The organism is Dyadobacter sp. 3J3 (assembly GCF_009801115.1).
Lineage (GTDB): Bacteria > Bacteroidota > Bacteroidia > Cytophagales > Spirosomataceae > Dyadobacter.
On the sequence record NZ_VTOL01000015.1, the window covers coordinates 40,008 to 55,279 of the forward strand.

Consider the following 15,272-nt stretch of genomic DNA (forward strand, 5'->3'; position numbering starts at 1 on the left):
ACGTTTGATACGTTCCGTATTTGAATGTCCTCTTTGGTCAGGTGCATGAATTTATAGATTTTGCAGTGTTGAAATTTCCTTTTTGCATAATTTCCAAAACCTGAAAAATGACTCATAATAGCCACTAACGTCAAACATCCAGTCCCGGCTTTCTTCTGTTCCCTGGTAATGGCTGTTTGTAGGATGTTCTTTGAACAAGATATTTTTGAGCTGATATTCTTTTACCAAATCGTCAAAATTGCCAGTGTAAATCTGCAAGTTTTCAATATTTTCTCCAAGTGCTAAAATGAAATCAATTGTTTTTCCGGAAACCGGATATTTTGCAAAATGAGATGGTTCGAGTAGTAAAATCCGGTTGGCATCAACATCTTTTTTCCAAAGCGGATCCAGATTGTAGAAATTATAAAGTAATGTTGGCTTATGGAAATCTATTTTTAAGGATTGTTTATTGGGTAAAATAGTCAACAAAGCCGGAGTGGCAAGTTGCTGTAAGCTTTCTGGAATTTGTGAAAGCGGAAATGCATCATACCCAATATCCAGAAACGTACCTTTTTGGTCAGAGTAAAAAAACTTGTTGATATTCTCCTGGTTCGCAAAATACTTGTTGTTGCTGTTCGTTCCGGCTACCCATTGCCAGCTTAACGCATTACTCGCCCAATCTCCATCTAGCAAATGATAATACAGCCATTTAGCGGGAAGTTTCCAATGACTTTTCGCAACATTACACGTGATACTGGCAATATATAGTCGGAGATGATTGTGCAGATATCCGGTTTCATAAAATTCAGAAATTGCTTTATCAACGACCTCAATTCCTGTTTTGCCTTCGATAATGGCTTTTGGAATTTGACGATTTTCAACATCCATTTGCGGAGATTTGAAATCTTCGTCAATCAGATTTCCTTTTTCAATCCAGATCTGCTGCCAATAATCCCGCCAGGCCAGTTCCTGAATTAATCTTTCAATTTCCAGAGGATTATATCCGCGATTTAATAAACTTCTGAAAACGTATTTGGTAGAAATAACGCCGCGTGAAATGTACGGCGATAGCCTCGTCACATCTCCGTCAAGAAAGTTACGCGTTCTGCCATAATCAGCGGGCTGGATGTTTGTAACCAGTTGCTGAATGGCTTCAAAGTTGGTTAAAAACATCCGCTTCTATTGTTTTACGTGATATGAATAACGCAAGGATATTGAATTTTTTATAAAACCACATGCCGGTTATAGATTTTATATTCAGGACAGCCATCATACTTTACCGAAAGGTCAATATCCACCCAATCTCTATTAAGTGGATTGATATAGGCACCATAATAGTCAGGAAATAAATTGGTGAGAATAATAACAGAATCCGGCTCCATATTTAGCTCTTCGTGCCCCAATTCATTGACGAAATAATAACCGGTACAAAGTCCTTTTGATGTTTCAAATTCAATTTTTACGTGACTGCCCACTACCTCATGCTGCACAACTTCTACCGCAATTTCCTCTCTTAAATCCTCAGCCGTTCCCAGCGTTTCTTCCTGATCACCTAAAATATCAATAGTAGAATCCATATCCGTTGTTTAAGGTAAATGTTGAGTTTGATACTTGCCTTAAAAAGTTATACCCGGAGTTGGAAATGTTGGGAAATCAGTAATTAATTAATAATTGAAATCTCAGGAATGTTGATCTTAACAACTTCTCCATAAGCCACTTTAATGTCAAAAGCGTTGGCCAGTTCAATGTTTCGAAGATGTGCAAGAATTAACCGTATAACGCCACCATGCGTCACAATAATCGTTTCCTTATGGCTAGTTTGTATCAATTCAGCCCAGAATGCCAAAACCCTCACAGACATTTGTCGCATACTTTCGCCACCGGGCACGACAACATTTACAAAATCATCCATCCAGATTTGAAGATCAGATTCATTAACCGTATCCCATGTCGCGCCTTCCCAATCGCCAAAATTCAGCTCGGTAAGTCGGTCATCTATTGTAAAAACGGGATTAAGTTTTTGTGCTAATACAGTACAACGTGTGGAAGGACTGGAATAAATGGCATCCGGATTTTCGGGAAGTTTTGTCTTTATAGTTTCAAATTCCGCGGAGAAAGTATCTTCCAAAGCAACATCCAGCCGACCATAAATAAGTCCGGGCGAAAGGGAAGGTGTGGTATGCCTGACTAAATAAATTTCCATAAAATTGCGGTGATGAAGTAAAAACCGATTTCACAAACCTGTTGTGTTGCACCCAGACAATCGCCGGTATACCCACCGATCCATTTTGTGAAGTAACGGGCCAGCAATATTTTGATCAGATATAGGAGAGGAATGACCAACACAAATACCGGTTGATTTAAAAGAAAACACAAAAGAAGAAGTGGAATTAATGCAAAAATAGCGGCGATGAAAAGTGTGTTTTTGCTTCCAACTTCTGCAACAGGTTTTGATTTGCTGTCTTCGGTAAACCGGACGTATGTATGCGTGAAAATCATCGTCACAGCCATGAACCGGCTTAAAGCATGAGCACTTATCAGCGTCAGTAAAACAAGAAAAGGTTGATTTTGAATGTATGGAATGATAGCTTTTATCAAAGAAAATTTTAACCCCAGCAACAGAATAAGCCCGACAACGGCGTAGGTTCCAAGGCGGCTGTCTTTCATAATTTCAAGAATTTTTTCCTTGGTCCAACCACCCCCAAAACCATCACAGGCGTCGGCAAATCCATCTTCATGGAAAGAGCCGGTTAATAAAATGGACGAAATCATGGAAAGAATGATGCCGGTAGAAATGTCGGTCAGATAAGATCCAAGCAGCAAAAAAATACCAGAACTTAATCCGACAATCCAGCCAATAAGCGGAAGATACCGCGTCGCTTTATTCATATCATCCGGATTATAACCAACCCAGGCGGGAACGGGTAGTCTGGTGTAAAACTGGAGTGCCGTAAAAAAAAGCCGTAGTTCCTGCTTCATACATTTGGATACAGTGCCGGGAATTTATATTGATTTACGGATGATATTTATCTCTTCATTTTTAAAACCAATGTGCAAATGCTGATGATCCATAAAATTGAAAACCTGGCCGTTATCACGAACAGGTTTTAATTTCGCAAAATCAAGCTCCTGAATTAGCCAGCCTTCTTTTTGAGGTTCCAAAGTTGAAATAATTCCATCTTCCGGCATATCGTTATCAGGTGTGGAGTAAAAAGCGGAAAAGCCATAATTTATGTCCACCGCCGGCGACCAGAGTGCGTTTCCTACTGTTTGTGAAACAATAGTATAGGCCTGATTTTCCATCGCCCGCGCCCGCGCTCCGATATGTACGCGCGTAGCGCCGCGAATGGTTTCTGTACAACTCGGTGCTAAAATAAGGGAAGCGCCGGTTGAACATAACAATTGCGAACCGAGTGCAAACTCAATATCATAGCAGATTTGAATACCAAAAGTACCCCAGGAAGCTTCAAAAAGTGTCAGGTTTTTGACACCGCTTTGAATTCCCCATTCTTCATTTTCAAAACGGGTCATGAAAAATTTGTCCTGATAACCGGCCAATCCTTTGGAAGAAAAAACATAAACACGGTTTACATTTCTTTCATCCTCGATCACCGGAATACTCGGGGCAACTATGATGACGTTATATTTTTTAGCCAGTTCTGAAAAGACATAGCAGAATTTATCTTTCAGAGAATCGAGCTCAATGACCTGGCGGCGGATATCGTTTCGGATTTCACTCGAAAAAATACTGACCAATTCCATCGCGCCATATTCCGGGAAAAGCAGCAGTCCGGCATTTTGATTGACGGCATCCAAAACCCATTGTTCAATGTGAACGCGCCAGGCATCAAACGTCGCGTGTTCGGTAATCGGGTAATTGGCGGAAGCGATGATCATATGGGAATTATTGCGGTGCGCTGCACCTTTTGCTTGTGGATGGATTTTCTTTTGCTACAAATATTACAGTGCTCTGCACCTTGTCTTTTGAATTGGTGCTCTTTTCTACAAATGTTTTAGTGCGCTGCACCTTGCCATTTTTGCTAATAGCTAACTGTAAAAGCCAATCACAAGCGACTTTCCCTCATCCAAAATATCATTGTTTTTGGGGTTGAAATTTTCTCGCCGATATCCGGCCATGCCATCGTTGCTTTCAAATCCGGTACTTTTTTGTACCCTCTTTTAATCCAAAAAGCATCATTGGGACGAAAATTAGCTGGTTCGGCAGGATGATTTATTCTTTCAACGGAACAAAAACAAGTTGTATTGAATGTACCAAAACTTGCCGCATATTCTTCTCTCGCATCAAAAAACCGATGTCCAAGTCCCAAACCACGGTACTGACTTAGCAAGATACTTTCACCGAAATAAAAAATACTTCCTACATCATAACCGGCCTCTACAAAAGGAGCCCGAATATCCTCTGTTTCGTACTGCAAAGGGATACAGGTCGTGGCACCAACCATTTTTTCTTCGTCGTAGATGGCAAAGAGAAACGAACTATCGCATTTAGAATAAATTTTCAGATACTCTTTTTCATACTCCTCTGTGCCCTCATACAAATAAGGGAAATCCCGAAAAACCGCTATCCGTAACTGCGCCAGATCATGAAAAACAGATGCAATGGAAGAGCCTTGTTTGGTTATAAAAGTGAGAGACATATGTTTTAGGCTTTCGGCTGTCAGCTATCGGCAATCAGTTTTTGGCCAGTTTTGAGTTTCTTGGTTTACAGGATATGGTATGGATAAAACCTATTTATTATCCAAAATCTGACAGCCGACTGCCGAAAGCTGACGGCCTAAGAAACCAGTTTTATCCAATGTTCCAGATTATAGTAAGTCGTTACCCTGCTGATTTTTTCATCAGTTACTTCCAGAAATGCAGCGGCAGGTATAACGTATTTTTGTCCGTATGCTTCCGGGAAGCCTTCGTCAGCCTTTTTATAAATTCCGTTTACGATAAACTCGGCAGAAACTCTTTTGTCGGTTGGTTCTGAGAAAAATACGATATCGGTCAATGTTTCTTCGTACGAATCATCCATCATTTTCATGAATTCCGTAAACTTTTCAATACCAACTCTGGCTTCACCCTGATTCGGTTCGTGGCGAACTTCCGGATGAAGAAGGGCAAGCATGCCCTCAAAGTTTTTCTCGTTGAATGCGTTATAGTATTGCTTTACGATGTCTAATGCAGCCATTTTAGAAATTGATTTTAGTCAGAAACGTTTTCACAAAGATAGGTTTCGTCTTATGGATTAAAAGGTTTTTTGCTCAGAGAAACTTGTCCATTCGCGTCTTTTTCATATTTGGCGATACAGTTTTGTTGAAAATGAGGATCAAAATTTGGTTCCTCCAATTTGATTGAGGTTGGTGCAGGCTTCCCTTCCTGAAAGAAGAAAACTTTGGTATCTCCATATTTGGTATACGGCATCAAATCGCCATATTTCTGCATTTCCTCCCAAGGTTCACCTTGAACGGTAACCGCATAAATCCGCAAAATCGGGCCTGTGTTGTTGGGATTACGATATAGTGCAACTTCCTTAAAATTTCCTTTCAGATCATTGACGGTAGGTTGAGAAGTGGAGTCGTAAATGATATAGGCGATTACAAGGGCGATAACTGCTGCAATGATATACTTAACTTTCTTCATAATTTTTTGGTAGGTTACACGGAGAACCACAGAGGTAAGGGGAGGTACACAGAGTTTATCTTAATCTCAAAAAAACTCTGTGTACCTCTTTTTGAACTCCGTGGTTCTCTGTGTAACCTCAGAAATTACAACAAAATTCATTTATCAGACACTCCTGCGCTTTCGAAGCTGGCCATTTCGTTCAAAAATGTTACTGCACTTTTTAACAAAGGAAATGCCACAGCGCAGCCCGTTCCTTCACCCAGTCGCATATCCAGGTTTAATAAAGGTTTGACATTCAATTTTTCAAGCAAAAGTTGATGGCCTTTTTCTTCTGACTGGTGACAGAAAATAGCGAAATCTTTGATAGCAGAATTTAGTTTGAAAGCGCACAAAAATGCTGCGGAAGCGATAAAGCCATCCACCATCAAAACCATTTTCTCTTCTGCCGCTGAAAGAAAAGCCCCACACATCATCGCAATTTCAAAACCGCCAAATGTTTGTAAAACCTGCATTGGATCCGATGAAACTTCTGCATGATTTAAAATTGCTTTTTGAAGAATGTTAATCTTGTTTTGATATTGATCAGGATTTACGCCCGTCCCTTTTCCAACGCAGTCTTCAATCGTGATATTAAGTAATTTGCTCATGATCACCGCCGCAGAGGAAGTATTTCCAATACCCATTTCTCCAAAACCAATCACGTTGCAGCCTGTTGCGGCAATGTTTTTTACAATTTCTTTTCCCTTTTCTATCGCCTGTTGACATTCTTCTTTTGTCATAGCAGATTGATTCAAAAAACTTTTAGTGCCGTGATTAATTTTGGCATCAATCAGTTTTTCATCAGGTTCAAAATCATGGTCAACACCGGCATCAACCAAGGTGAGATCTATGTTATTTTGTTTGGTGAAAACGTTAATTGCTGCACCGCCATTCAGGAAATTCAAAACCATCTGAAAAGTTACTTCGGAAGGATAGGCACTCACGCCCTCATTGGCAATTCCATGGCTCGCCGCAAAAACAACGATATGCGGCCTTACCAATTCCGGTGTCAAAGTTTCCTGAATCAAAGCAATTTGCAAAGCCGCTTCTTCAAGTCTCCCAAGTGATCCGAGAGGTTTTGTTTTATTATTTATCTTATGCTGTATCTGTTCTTGTAAAGTCATAGTTCTGAATTTTTAGGTTACACAGAGCGGGCGCCGCGCGGAACCACAGAGTTAAAAAGAGGGGCACAGAGAATATTATATGTTAGCAAAAACCTTTGTGCTCCTCCCCTTAACTCTGTGGCCCTCTGTGTAACCTACCCTTTTAAATTTAGTGCTAAGCCGGATACCATGAAGATGGCTTCGTCGGCCTTGCCAGCCACATATTGATTTGCCCAACCCTGCAAATCCGTAAACTTTCTCCCGATTTCTGTTTCCGCATGAACACCCATTCCAATTTCGTTTGAGATGACAATGAAAGTGCCGGAAAGTTTTGCAATCGCATCAATTTCTTCTTTAAATGCAGTCAGCGATTTGTCGATATCATTATCAAAAGCGACGAATAAATTGGTTAACCAAAGCGTTACGCAGTCAATCACAACTACCTGATTTTCGATAGGCAGTTTATGAATATTCGTCTCCGATTCGTAGGTTGTCCATTCCGGTCCGCGTTCATTTTTGTGTAATTGAACGCGTTCAGCAAAATTGTCGTCCCAGATATGTGCCGTCGCTACATACACCGGAGATTTGCTGAGCTGCAAAGCTTTTTCCTGTGCAAAACGGCTTTTTCCACTGCGTGCTCCTCCGGTGATGTAAATGATCATTTTTCTTCCGGTGCTTTAAATCGTTTGTATAAAAACAACTGCCATTTCTCCTCAGCGACTCCCGCTTTGTCCATTTCAGCTCTTGCCAAAGTGAAAAATAAGTCAGATAAACGGTTGATATAAGCAGGAATCGCTTCGTGAACGATATCTGTTTTTATTAAAGAAACAAGGCGTCGTTCGCCCCTTCGCATTTGCGTACGTGCCATGTGGCATAAGGCTGATATTTCATTTCCGCCAGGAAGCAAAAAATAGTCAGACGGTGAGGTCATTTCTGATTCAAGTGTATCAATCCAGTTTTCACAAAACTCAGCGCCGTCTTCCGGCATCGGATTTTTGTTTTCTTTTTTAGCATCCGAAGGACGTGCCAGATGGGACATCATATCCATTAAATCTTTCTGAATCTTATGAAGATTGGGCTGCCATTCGTGATCATTTCCCAGTTTAACACGAAGCAATCCGATCGTAGAGTTTGCTTCATCCAATGTTCCGATACATTCAATCCGAACGTCATCTTTTGAAACGCGACTTCCACCAAATAATCCTGTCGTGCCTTTATCGCCCTTTTTGGTATATATTTTCATTTAAATTCGATTTGGAAAATTATTTTTAATCTTTTGTAAATCAGTAAGTAATTCGCTGATACTGTTATGTTTTTTTATGGTTAATCCGTCGTGAAATTCCCAGACAGGATTTACTTCATTTTCTGTTATTTCGATTTTATGCTGTAAATCGGGATCGTTACTTACCACAAAATCTTCGCGTTGCAACGCACGTTTTGTCCAGAAAACGAGATTGGTTTTTCCTGCTAAATAAATAGGGGTTGATGAAGCTTCTTTGTGAATGGTGAACGTGCCGGTATTCCGGTCAAAATGGAAGCCATTTTTGATAAAAGCCGCTTCAAAACTTCCGTTCAAAACCAGATCTTCCGGTACACCGGAAACGAGTTCTCCATCCGGATGCATAAGCCAAAGTTTATCCGCCGCTTGCAGCGCGAGATCCAGTTCGTGCGTAGAAAGTAAAATTGCCTTATTGGTTTGCCGGGCGAGATTGTGCAGTAATCGCATCATTTCAACACGGTTTGGTAAGTCTAGATGTGCAGTTGGCTCGTCCAATAAAATTAATCTGGTATCCTGCGACAATGCCCTTGCGAGCATCACTTTTTGCCGCTCACCATCGCTCAGCTCATTCATACGGCGATTGGCATATTGTTTTGTATCAGTTGCATCCATCGACCAGTCTATTTTTTCTTGATCCAAATCAGATAACGATCCCAGCCAACCTGTGTAAGGCGTTCGTCCCAATGCGACAAGTTCGCTTACAGTCAGGTTTCCTGTATCAATACGTTCTGTTAGAACAAGACTTAATTTTTGCGCAAGATCAGCGGGTTTTAGATTTGTTAATGATTCATGATCAATCAGAATTTCTCCCGAAAGCATGGGCTGTAAACCCGAAAGTGTCCGCATAAGCGTGGATTTTCCAGCGCCATTCGGACCTAATAAACATACAAGTTGTCCTGGAAACAAATCCAGATTCAGCGATTCTGAAACGATTCGGGGGAGCTTTTTTCCAGCTTTGTAGCCGATGGACAAATTTCTGGCTGTTAAAATTGGCTTTTCGCTCATGAGAAAGAAGAACGTAAATTATTTCGACTAACGATAACCCAAATCACCACTGGCGCACCCAATAACGAGGTTACAACATTGATAGGCAAAACGGTCTGTGTTCCCGGCATCTGAGAAATAATATCGCAAACAAGCATCAGGACTGTTCCAACCAGACAGCAGCACGGAATTAAAATCCGGTGATCGGAGGTTCCCAAAAGTGCACGGGTGATATGTGGAATGGCAATACCAACAAACCCAATCGGGCCGCAAAAAGCAGTAATACTTCCTGTGAGTAAACTGGTACTGGCCATGATAATGAAACGTGTTTTTCCAACGGTCAGACCCATACTTCGCGCATAATTTTCTCCCAATAACATGGCGTTTAATGCTTTGGAGGAAGCAAAAGCGATGAGCAAACCGAGAATGACAACACCGGAAAGTACGTATAAATGATATTGAACAATCCCGCCCAGCGAGCCAAAGGTCCAGAGAATATATTCCTGCAACTGTTCCGGTTGACTGAAATATTGCCAGATACTGATTATGGAAACAGTGATTGTCCCGACCATGACTCCGACGATCAATAAAATGACATTATCCTTAATCCGTCCGGCAATGAGCAAAACCATAGACAAAACCAGTGCGGCACCTAGTGAAGCCATGACCACAATCAGCCAGCTACCGGAAACACCCAGCTGCCGGATTGCATAAATACTGGCCGTACTGCCACTTGTTAACATCACGGCTGCAACGCCCAAACCAGCTCCGGCAGTTATGCCCAATTCTGATGGGCCGGCCAATGGATTACGAAATAATGTCTGCATTTGCAGTCCGCTGACAGATAATCCGCAACCTACAAGGATAGCGGTTATTGCTTTTGGTAGTCGTATTTTTTCGATAATAAATAGCCATGCGGTGGTATCGGATTCACCAAAAAGGACGATTTTCCCAACTTCTGAAAATGGAATGCTGACTGACCCGAGCATAATATCAAGCAAAAAGAAAAGCACAGCCAAAACCGACAAACCAATAATAATCAGTCGCCGTGAATTTCCAGAAGATTGAGAAGATAGTTGCATAAAGAAGTATTTGAAGCACACAAAAAGTTGGAGTGAGCTTAGCCGAAAGCTGATAGCCGAAAACCGACAGCCTAATTCACCTGCTTATAATAAACCAACTCATGCTCCGGCAACAATTCCGGATGCAGGATCTTGATCAGATCTGCCAAAACAATTTGCGGATTTACAGCGCCCGATTCCCAATAATCATTCGAGCCGCGACTATTGACACGTTTGTTGTAACTGTAAATCTGTCCTGATTTATAGGCTTTGAAATCGGTATAACGCGGATCCTTCGCCAGAATTTCTTTTTTGTTGTCGTAATTACTGATCCCGACATTCAACCAATAATCAGCAGTCAGCGCAATCGGGTAAACGGCTTCAAAATTCAAAGCTAAACTACCCGTTGCTTTGGTATTATTCCAATGATAATCGGCGCCAGAATCGCGGAAAAACTGAGCCATATAACTATTCCCATTTGGAACAAACCAGGAGTCTTTGGAATTCATACCGGTGATGATACTCGGTTTGGATTTTACTTTTTGAGATAAAACCGCAAGACGTTTGTATTCCTCCTCCATTTTGGCAAATTTCTTATTGACAAAATCTTCACGGTTTAGCAGGGCGGCTAAAAGTTTAACCCATTCCGCACGACCCAGAGGTGTTGTTTCCACCCATTCAGAATTAATCAAAACAGGAATTCCTGCCGCGTTCAAAGTGGTATAACGTTCCATTTTAGAAACCGGACTGCCCGTTGTCATGATCAGATCAGGATGCATCGTAATCAGTTTTTCTTCATTCAATCCCTGATCTTTTCCTACTTCGGCGATTTTGCCTGCCTCGATTTGTTTGATAATCCCGGGATTGGAAACGTATTTCAGATTGCCAAGTCCGGTTACAATTTTTTCTTCACCTAAAAGCCCGACTAAACCGACATGCATGGACGACATCGCGACCAGACTCCGGATTGGAATTTCAATAAACTGACTGTTTGGATATCCTTTAGGTTTTTTAGTGCCTCGTTGAAGTAGTACATATTTGGCCGTATCCGTGCTTTTTTCGAATGGACTTAATACATTGATTACCTTATAGTTTTCATGGTATTCAATCGTGAAGCCTTTGGCATGATGAATCTGGATTTTTTCGGAAAAATAATCTTTCCCGGAAGAAGCCGTTTCTGCGCTTTCAGTTAGGTTTGAGGAGGTGCCGCAGCCTGTAAAAAAAAGTACTGCTGTGAAAAATAAAGCTGCGAAACCAGCAGTTTTACTAAAATTGGAAAGCCACGCATAGTGATAGCGAACTTCCTGAACGGAGGTTTTCTGTTTTTGTGTCATTTGTGCTGCAAGCCTTTCTTCCGAAAGCTTTGCGTGTTAAGTGAAAAGGCAGGTCTTCTGACTCGTTCCATTTCTATGACGCCTTCCCGGAGTTAATTTTGAATGAAAGAATGTTGGAATGAGAGAATGTTTTGCAAGTGTTCATTATTCACTCAGTCTATCATTCAAAATTCAATCATTGCCCCCAGTGGCTTTTTGTCATGAATGTTTTTGTGAACTTACAGCAGCGGAGACTGTTCCGGACTTTCACCGGTATTCCCTTTTAAAGTATCCGGATTTTTTGCAAAACCGGATTACTACCCTGATGCGTGCAAAACTACTAAGATTTGCGTCGGGTTTTTGATTTTTGAAATAATTCTAACCTGGCATTTACAAATGAAAGAATAACTAAGCAGTCAGAGAATAAAAAACAACGATCATCAAAATCATTACAAAACAAGTTTTATGGTTAATCCATACTATTTTCCTAATCTCTTCCGGCTCAATTATCCGGTCGTTTTCTCCAATAAAGGGTTTATTTACCAACTTTCCATGATACACATTCGGACCGCCAAAACGACAATCCATAATGCCTGCCAAAGCGGATTCCGGGTAACCCGAATTTGGACTTTTATGCTGGTTTCCGTATTTAAAGACAAATTGTAAACTCCGATAGTTTCCTGTTACAATGACCATCAGCAAAGCGGTAATACGTGCAGGGATGAAGTTCGCAACGTCATCCAATCGTGCGGAAAATTTTCCAAACTGTTCATATTTATCACTCCGGTAACCAATCATAGAATCCAGTGTATTGATCATTTTATAAACCATCATCGCCGGAACGCCGCCGAGCGCGTAGAAGAATAGTGGCGCAATCACACCGTCGCTGAGGTTTTCCGACATGGTTTCAAAAACTGCTATCCGGATTTGCTGTGCGCTTAATCGTGAGGTATCCCGGCTGACGATGCGTGATAATTGTTTTCTGCCAGCTTCCAAACCTTCTTTTTCTAAAACCAGAAACACATTCCGGCCTTCCGTGATCAACGCGTTGTTTGCTAATCCATACCAGACCCAAATGCTGTTTATTGCGATGAAAAGCCACGAATTAATATTTAAAAGTATTTGATTTGAAAAATAAAAAAAGAAAAACGTTATTAGGCATAGACCGATTGCAAGCAACATTCCTTTCAAAAATCGCGATGAATTTTTGTTTAAAAGTTTGTCGCCAGTTGCAATGGCATTTCCAAAAACACGAATGGGATGTGGCCAGTTATCAGGATCACCGACAATTAAATCGAGGATATAGCCGAAAATCAACGGAGCGATTATTAATAATTTCTCCATTCGTCGAGGGCTTCAATTAATAGATTATTTTTTTCGGGCGATAGCGTTGCTATACGGAAATGTTGTTTTGTTAAATCTCTGAAATTGCTGGCATCACGAATCAGAAGTCCGTGTTTTTTAATCAAAAATTGTTTCAGTTTTGAGGCATCGTCTTTCAGTGTTTCTGCTAGGAAAAAATGCGTGGCACTTCGATTAATTTTCAATGATGAATTCTGACCAAGTCTTTGGCTAAATCTTTCCTTTTCTGATAACAAATCCTGTAAAGGAATTTGAATTTGATGATAATTTTCAAAAATGAATTTCCCGGCTTGCAGCGCCATTGTATTCACTGTCCACGGTTGTTTGATACTTTTCAATTTCAAAATTAAATCTTCCGAAGCGACCACATAACCAAGTCTTAATCCCGGAATTGCATAAGCTTTGGTTAGCGAATGCATGACCAAAAGGTTTCGATACTGGTTAATTAGAGGAATGGAAGAACTGTCTTGGACTGTGAAATCAATAAAAGCTTCATCAACAATAAAAAGTGTTTCAGGATTTTGCTGAACCCAATTTTCAAGTTGAGGAAATACTGCTCCGGTAGGATTATTGGGATTGCAGATGAAAACCTGATCTGTTGATAATGTAGGGAATTCCTGGATTTTAGACCATGGCAAAAAGGTTAGATCGTGATGATATAGTTTACATGCGTCTTCATATTCAGAAAAAGCAGGCGTTACGATTGTCGTTTTTTTTCCTGAGAAAGCCTGTGCGATCAGGTAAATACTTTCGGTTGTACCGCTGTTTATCAAAACCTGATCAGGATTTAAGTGATGATGAGATGCCGCCAGTTCACTCAAACTTTCAGCCATTACCTCCGGATAACGGTTAATCGCTGACCATTGCTCAAAAATATAGTCTTTCAAACCCGCAGGCTCTCCGCCAAACCAAACGTTGGTACTGAAATCTGCGATAATTTTTTGGACATAACGGTACGAATCGTCACCGTGGCCTTGTAACATAGATTTTCTATTTATTCCAGACTTTTATAAATCATTTCCATATCCACATGCGTACGGATATGATCTGCCAGCCGGTCGTATTGTAATTCTTTAAATTGCTGATAGTTGAAAGTTTCGGCTGATTTTTCTGTTGAAAAGTCAGCTAATAAATCTTCGATCACTACCGCATTATCCAAAATTCCATGCAGATAACTTCCCCAACACATTTCATTTAAAAAATAACCATCTGGTTTTCCGTTTGATAAAATGGTAACCGGCGAATCGAAATCAGCGTTTGTTTCGCCCATATGAATTTCATAGCCGAGACAAACTTCCGGATTTTTTCGGTAGCTAAACTGTTGCTGTAATGTTGTTTTTACAGGCTTTAAAATTGTTTTCACAGGAAGCAGACCAAGGCCAGGCATAGATTCCAGAGAACCTTCCACATGATCAGGATCTTCAATCAGCTCGCCCATCATTTGATAACCGCCGCATATCCCAATGACTTTTTTGCCATTTTTATGTGCTTTCACAATCGCCGCGGCGGCACCGTTATTCTTGATCGTCAATAAATCATCAAGGGTATTTTTGCTTCCGGGAATGATAATGATATCGGCTTTTGCAATTTCTTGCGGTTGCGAGGTATAGAATAAATGTACGCACGGATCTTTTTCCAAACGGTCAAAATCGGTGAAATTCGATAGTCGTTTCAGTAAAATGACCGCAATATTTATCTTTCCTTCGGTTGTCGTATTGAATTTATTTTTAAGTGAAACCGAATCTTCTTCTTCGATGTGGATATCTTTGAAAAATGGCAAAACACCAACGACCGGAACGCCGGTTAAATCTTCCAGCATCTTTTTGCCGTCTTCAAAAAGTCTCGCATCACCGCGGAATTTGTTCACGATTATGCCTTTGATACACTGTTTTTCTTCTGGTGTCAGCAAAGCGATGGTTCCGTAAACACTTCCAAAAATACCTCCCCGATCGATATCTCCGATTAGATAAGTGGCTGCTCCGGCATGAAGGGCCATCCGCAGATTTGTAATATCCCGTTTTTTTAAATTTAGCTCAGAAATACTACCCGCACCTTCCATGACAATTGGCGAATATCGGTCAGATAATCTGTCGTATGCCTGTGTAACCGATAAAAATAATTCGGCTCTGTCGTTTGTTTTGAAATATTCAAAAGCCGATTGATTTCCAACCGGTTTTCCATTTAAAATTACCTGTGAAGATTGGTCATTTGTAGGTTTTAACAAAACCGGATTCATATCGGTATGACAAGGAATTCCTGCTGCTTCGGCCTGCACAGCCTGCGCTCTTCCGAGCTCCAAACCTTCCGGTGTGACGTAACTGTTTAAAGACATATTCTGTGCTTTGAACGGCGCCGGATGATAACCATCCTGCTTAAAAATCCTGCAAAAACCGGCACAAATAACGCTTTTGCCAACATCCGAGGCCGTGCCGACGAACATGATAGGTTTTGTGAGGATGCGGGGATTTGACATTTAAGTAGATTTCTTTCACGCAAAACAAATAAGAAAAGGGCAAAGATCGCA

General features: G+C 40.9%; 17 protein-coding genes and 1 riboswitch. All 17 genes read right to left on the reverse strand.

Translation table 11 applies throughout. From position 1 onward, the window contains the following. Positions 1–51: 51 nt before the first annotated feature. On the reverse strand, positions 52–1,152 hold the full coding sequence (locus FZF08_RS25940) for an FAD-binding domain-containing protein (protein WP_159475745.1): 1,101 nt from the start codon (positions 1,150–1,152) through the stop codon (positions 52–54). A gap of 50 nt (positions 1,153–1,202) precedes the next feature. After that, the gene (locus FZF08_RS25945) at positions 1,203–1,556 is read right to left on the reverse strand and encodes a hypothetical protein (RefSeq protein ID WP_159475748.1); all 354 of its coding nucleotides are present in this window, start codon (positions 1,554–1,556) and stop codon (positions 1,203–1,205) included. A gap of 83 nt (positions 1,557–1,639) precedes the next feature. After that, positions 1,640–2,182, reverse strand: coding sequence for an alpha-ribazole phosphatase (gene cobC, locus FZF08_RS25950; protein ID WP_159475751.1), 543 nt, complete (start codon positions 2,180–2,182; stop codon positions 1,640–1,642). Then, positions 2,167–2,958, reverse strand: a complete 792-nt coding sequence (locus FZF08_RS25955) for an adenosylcobinamide-GDP ribazoletransferase (RefSeq protein ID WP_159475754.1) — start codon at positions 2,956–2,958, stop codon at positions 2,167–2,169. Before FZF08_RS25955 ends, cobC begins: the two co-directional genes overlap by 16 nt. A 24-nt stretch (positions 2,959–2,982) precedes the next feature. After that, a complete protein-coding gene (locus tag FZF08_RS25960; protein ID WP_159475757.1) occupies positions 2,983–3,876 on the reverse strand; it encodes a carbon-nitrogen hydrolase family protein in 894 nt (297 codons plus the stop codon). A 167-nt stretch (positions 3,877–4,043) separates the two neighbouring features. Next, positions 4,044–4,637 carry a GNAT family N-acetyltransferase gene (locus FZF08_RS25965; RefSeq protein WP_159475760.1) on the reverse strand — a complete coding sequence of 198 codons (594 nt, stop codon included), beginning with the start codon at positions 4,635–4,637 and terminating at the stop codon, positions 4,044–4,046. Between the two features lie 137 nt (positions 4,638–4,774). Further along, positions 4,775–5,173 (reverse strand): nuclear transport factor 2 family protein, encoded by a 399-nt coding sequence (locus FZF08_RS25970; RefSeq protein WP_159475763.1) that lies wholly within the window; start codon positions 5,171–5,173, stop codon positions 4,775–4,777. Between the two features lie 50 nt (positions 5,174–5,223). Next, positions 5,224–5,625, reverse strand: coding sequence for a hypothetical protein (locus FZF08_RS25975; RefSeq protein ID WP_159475766.1), 402 nt, complete (start codon positions 5,623–5,625; stop codon positions 5,224–5,226). Between the two features lie 137 nt (positions 5,626–5,762). Further along, positions 5,763–6,770 carry a nicotinate-nucleotide--dimethylbenzimidazole phosphoribosyltransferase gene (gene cobT / locus FZF08_RS25980; protein WP_159475769.1) on the reverse strand — a complete coding sequence of 336 codons (1,008 nt, stop codon included), beginning with the start codon at positions 6,768–6,770 and terminating at the stop codon, positions 5,763–5,765. A gap of 134 nt (positions 6,771–6,904) precedes the next feature. After that, the gene (locus tag FZF08_RS25985) at positions 6,905–7,411 is read right to left on the reverse strand and encodes a bifunctional adenosylcobinamide kinase/adenosylcobinamide-phosphate guanylyltransferase (protein WP_159475772.1); all 507 of its coding nucleotides are present in this window, start codon (positions 7,409–7,411) and stop codon (positions 6,905–6,907) included. Beyond that, positions 7,408–7,992, reverse strand: a complete 585-nt coding sequence (locus tag FZF08_RS25990) for a cob(I)yrinic acid a,c-diamide adenosyltransferase (protein ID WP_159475775.1) — start codon at positions 7,990–7,992, stop codon at positions 7,408–7,410. Before FZF08_RS25990 ends, FZF08_RS25985 begins: the two co-directional genes overlap by 4 nt. Next, on the reverse strand, positions 7,993–9,033 hold the full coding sequence (locus tag FZF08_RS25995) for an ABC transporter ATP-binding protein (RefSeq protein ID WP_159475778.1): 1,041 nt from the start codon (positions 9,031–9,033) through the stop codon (positions 7,993–7,995). Next, positions 9,030–10,094, reverse strand: coding sequence for an iron ABC transporter permease (locus FZF08_RS26000; RefSeq protein ID WP_159475781.1), 1,065 nt, complete (start codon positions 10,092–10,094; stop codon positions 9,030–9,032). The genes FZF08_RS25995 and FZF08_RS26000 overlap by 4 nt, the downstream gene beginning before the upstream one ends. 71 nt (positions 10,095–10,165) lie before the next feature. Continuing rightward, positions 10,166–11,407, reverse strand: coding sequence for an ABC transporter substrate-binding protein (locus FZF08_RS26005; RefSeq protein WP_159475784.1), 1,242 nt, complete (start codon positions 11,405–11,407; stop codon positions 10,166–10,168). A gap of 29 nt (positions 11,408–11,436) precedes the next feature. Beyond that, positions 11,437–11,726: riboswitch (cobalamin riboswitch) on the reverse strand. 68 nt (positions 11,727–11,794) lie between these two features. Next, positions 11,795–12,730 (reverse strand): adenosylcobinamide-phosphate synthase CbiB, encoded by a 936-nt coding sequence (cbiB, locus tag FZF08_RS26010; protein ID WP_159475787.1) that lies wholly within the window; start codon positions 12,728–12,730, stop codon positions 11,795–11,797. Next, a complete protein-coding gene (locus tag FZF08_RS26015) occupies positions 12,715–13,731 on the reverse strand; it encodes a histidinol-phosphate transaminase (protein WP_159475790.1) in 1,017 nt (338 codons plus the stop codon). The genes cbiB and FZF08_RS26015 overlap by 16 nt, the downstream gene beginning before the upstream one ends. An 11-nt stretch (positions 13,732–13,742) precedes the next feature. Next, positions 13,743–15,221: a cobyric acid synthase gene (locus FZF08_RS26020; protein WP_159475793.1), complete on the reverse strand. Its 1,479-nt coding sequence runs from the start codon at positions 15,219–15,221 to the stop codon at positions 13,743–13,745. Positions 15,222–15,272 lie beyond the last annotated feature (51 nt).

Coding starts and splice junctions, on each gene's coding strand:
- FZF08_RS25940 (WP_159475745.1), bottom strand. CDS start 1,152: ATGTTTTTAACCAACTTTGAAGCCATTCAGCAACTGGTTACAAACATC.
- FZF08_RS25945 (WP_159475748.1), bottom strand. CDS start 1,556: ATGGATTCTACTATTGATATTTTAGGTGATCAGGAAGAAACGCTGGGA.
- cobC (WP_159475751.1), bottom strand. CDS start 2,182: ATGGAAATTTATTTAGTCAGGCATACCACACCTTCCCTTTCGCCCGGA.
- FZF08_RS25955 (WP_159475754.1), bottom strand. CDS start 2,958: ATGAAGCAGGAACTACGGCTTTTTTTTACGGCACTCCAGTTTTACACC.
- FZF08_RS25960 (WP_159475757.1), bottom strand. CDS start 3,876: ATGATCATCGCTTCCGCCAATTACCCGATTACCGAACACGCGACGTTT.
- FZF08_RS25965 (WP_159475760.1), bottom strand. CDS start 4,637: ATGTCTCTCACTTTTATAACCAAACAAGGCTCTTCCATTGCATCTGTT.
- FZF08_RS25970 (WP_159475763.1), bottom strand. CDS start 5,173: ATGGCTGCATTAGACATCGTAAAGCAATACTATAACGCATTCAACGAG.
- FZF08_RS25975 (WP_159475766.1), bottom strand. CDS start 5,625: ATGAAGAAAGTTAAGTATATCATTGCAGCAGTTATCGCCCTTGTAATC.
- cobT (WP_159475769.1), bottom strand. CDS start 6,770: ATGACTTTACAAGAACAGATACAGCATAAGATAAATAATAAAACAAAA.
- FZF08_RS25985 (WP_159475772.1), bottom strand. CDS start 7,411: ATGATCATTTACATCACCGGAGGAGCACGCAGTGGAAAAAGCCGTTTT.
- FZF08_RS25990 (WP_159475775.1), bottom strand. CDS start 7,992: ATGAAAATATATACCAAAAAGGGCGATAAAGGCACGACAGGATTATTT.
- FZF08_RS25995 (WP_159475778.1), bottom strand. CDS start 9,033: ATGAGCGAAAAGCCAATTTTAACAGCCAGAAATTTGTCCATCGGCTAC.
- FZF08_RS26000 (WP_159475781.1), bottom strand. CDS start 10,094: ATGCAACTATCTTCTCAATCTTCTGGAAATTCACGGCGACTGATTATT.
- FZF08_RS26005 (WP_159475784.1), bottom strand. CDS start 11,407: ATGACACAAAAACAGAAAACCTCCGTTCAGGAAGTTCGCTATCACTAT.
- cbiB (WP_159475787.1), bottom strand. CDS start 12,730: ATGGAGAAATTATTAATAATCGCTCCGTTGATTTTCGGCTATATCCTC.
- FZF08_RS26015 (WP_159475790.1), bottom strand. CDS start 13,731: ATGTTACAAGGCCACGGTGACGATTCGTACCGTTATGTCCAAAAAATT.
- FZF08_RS26020 (WP_159475793.1), bottom strand. CDS start 15,221: ATGTCAAATCCCCGCATCCTCACAAAACCTATCATGTTCGTCGGCACG.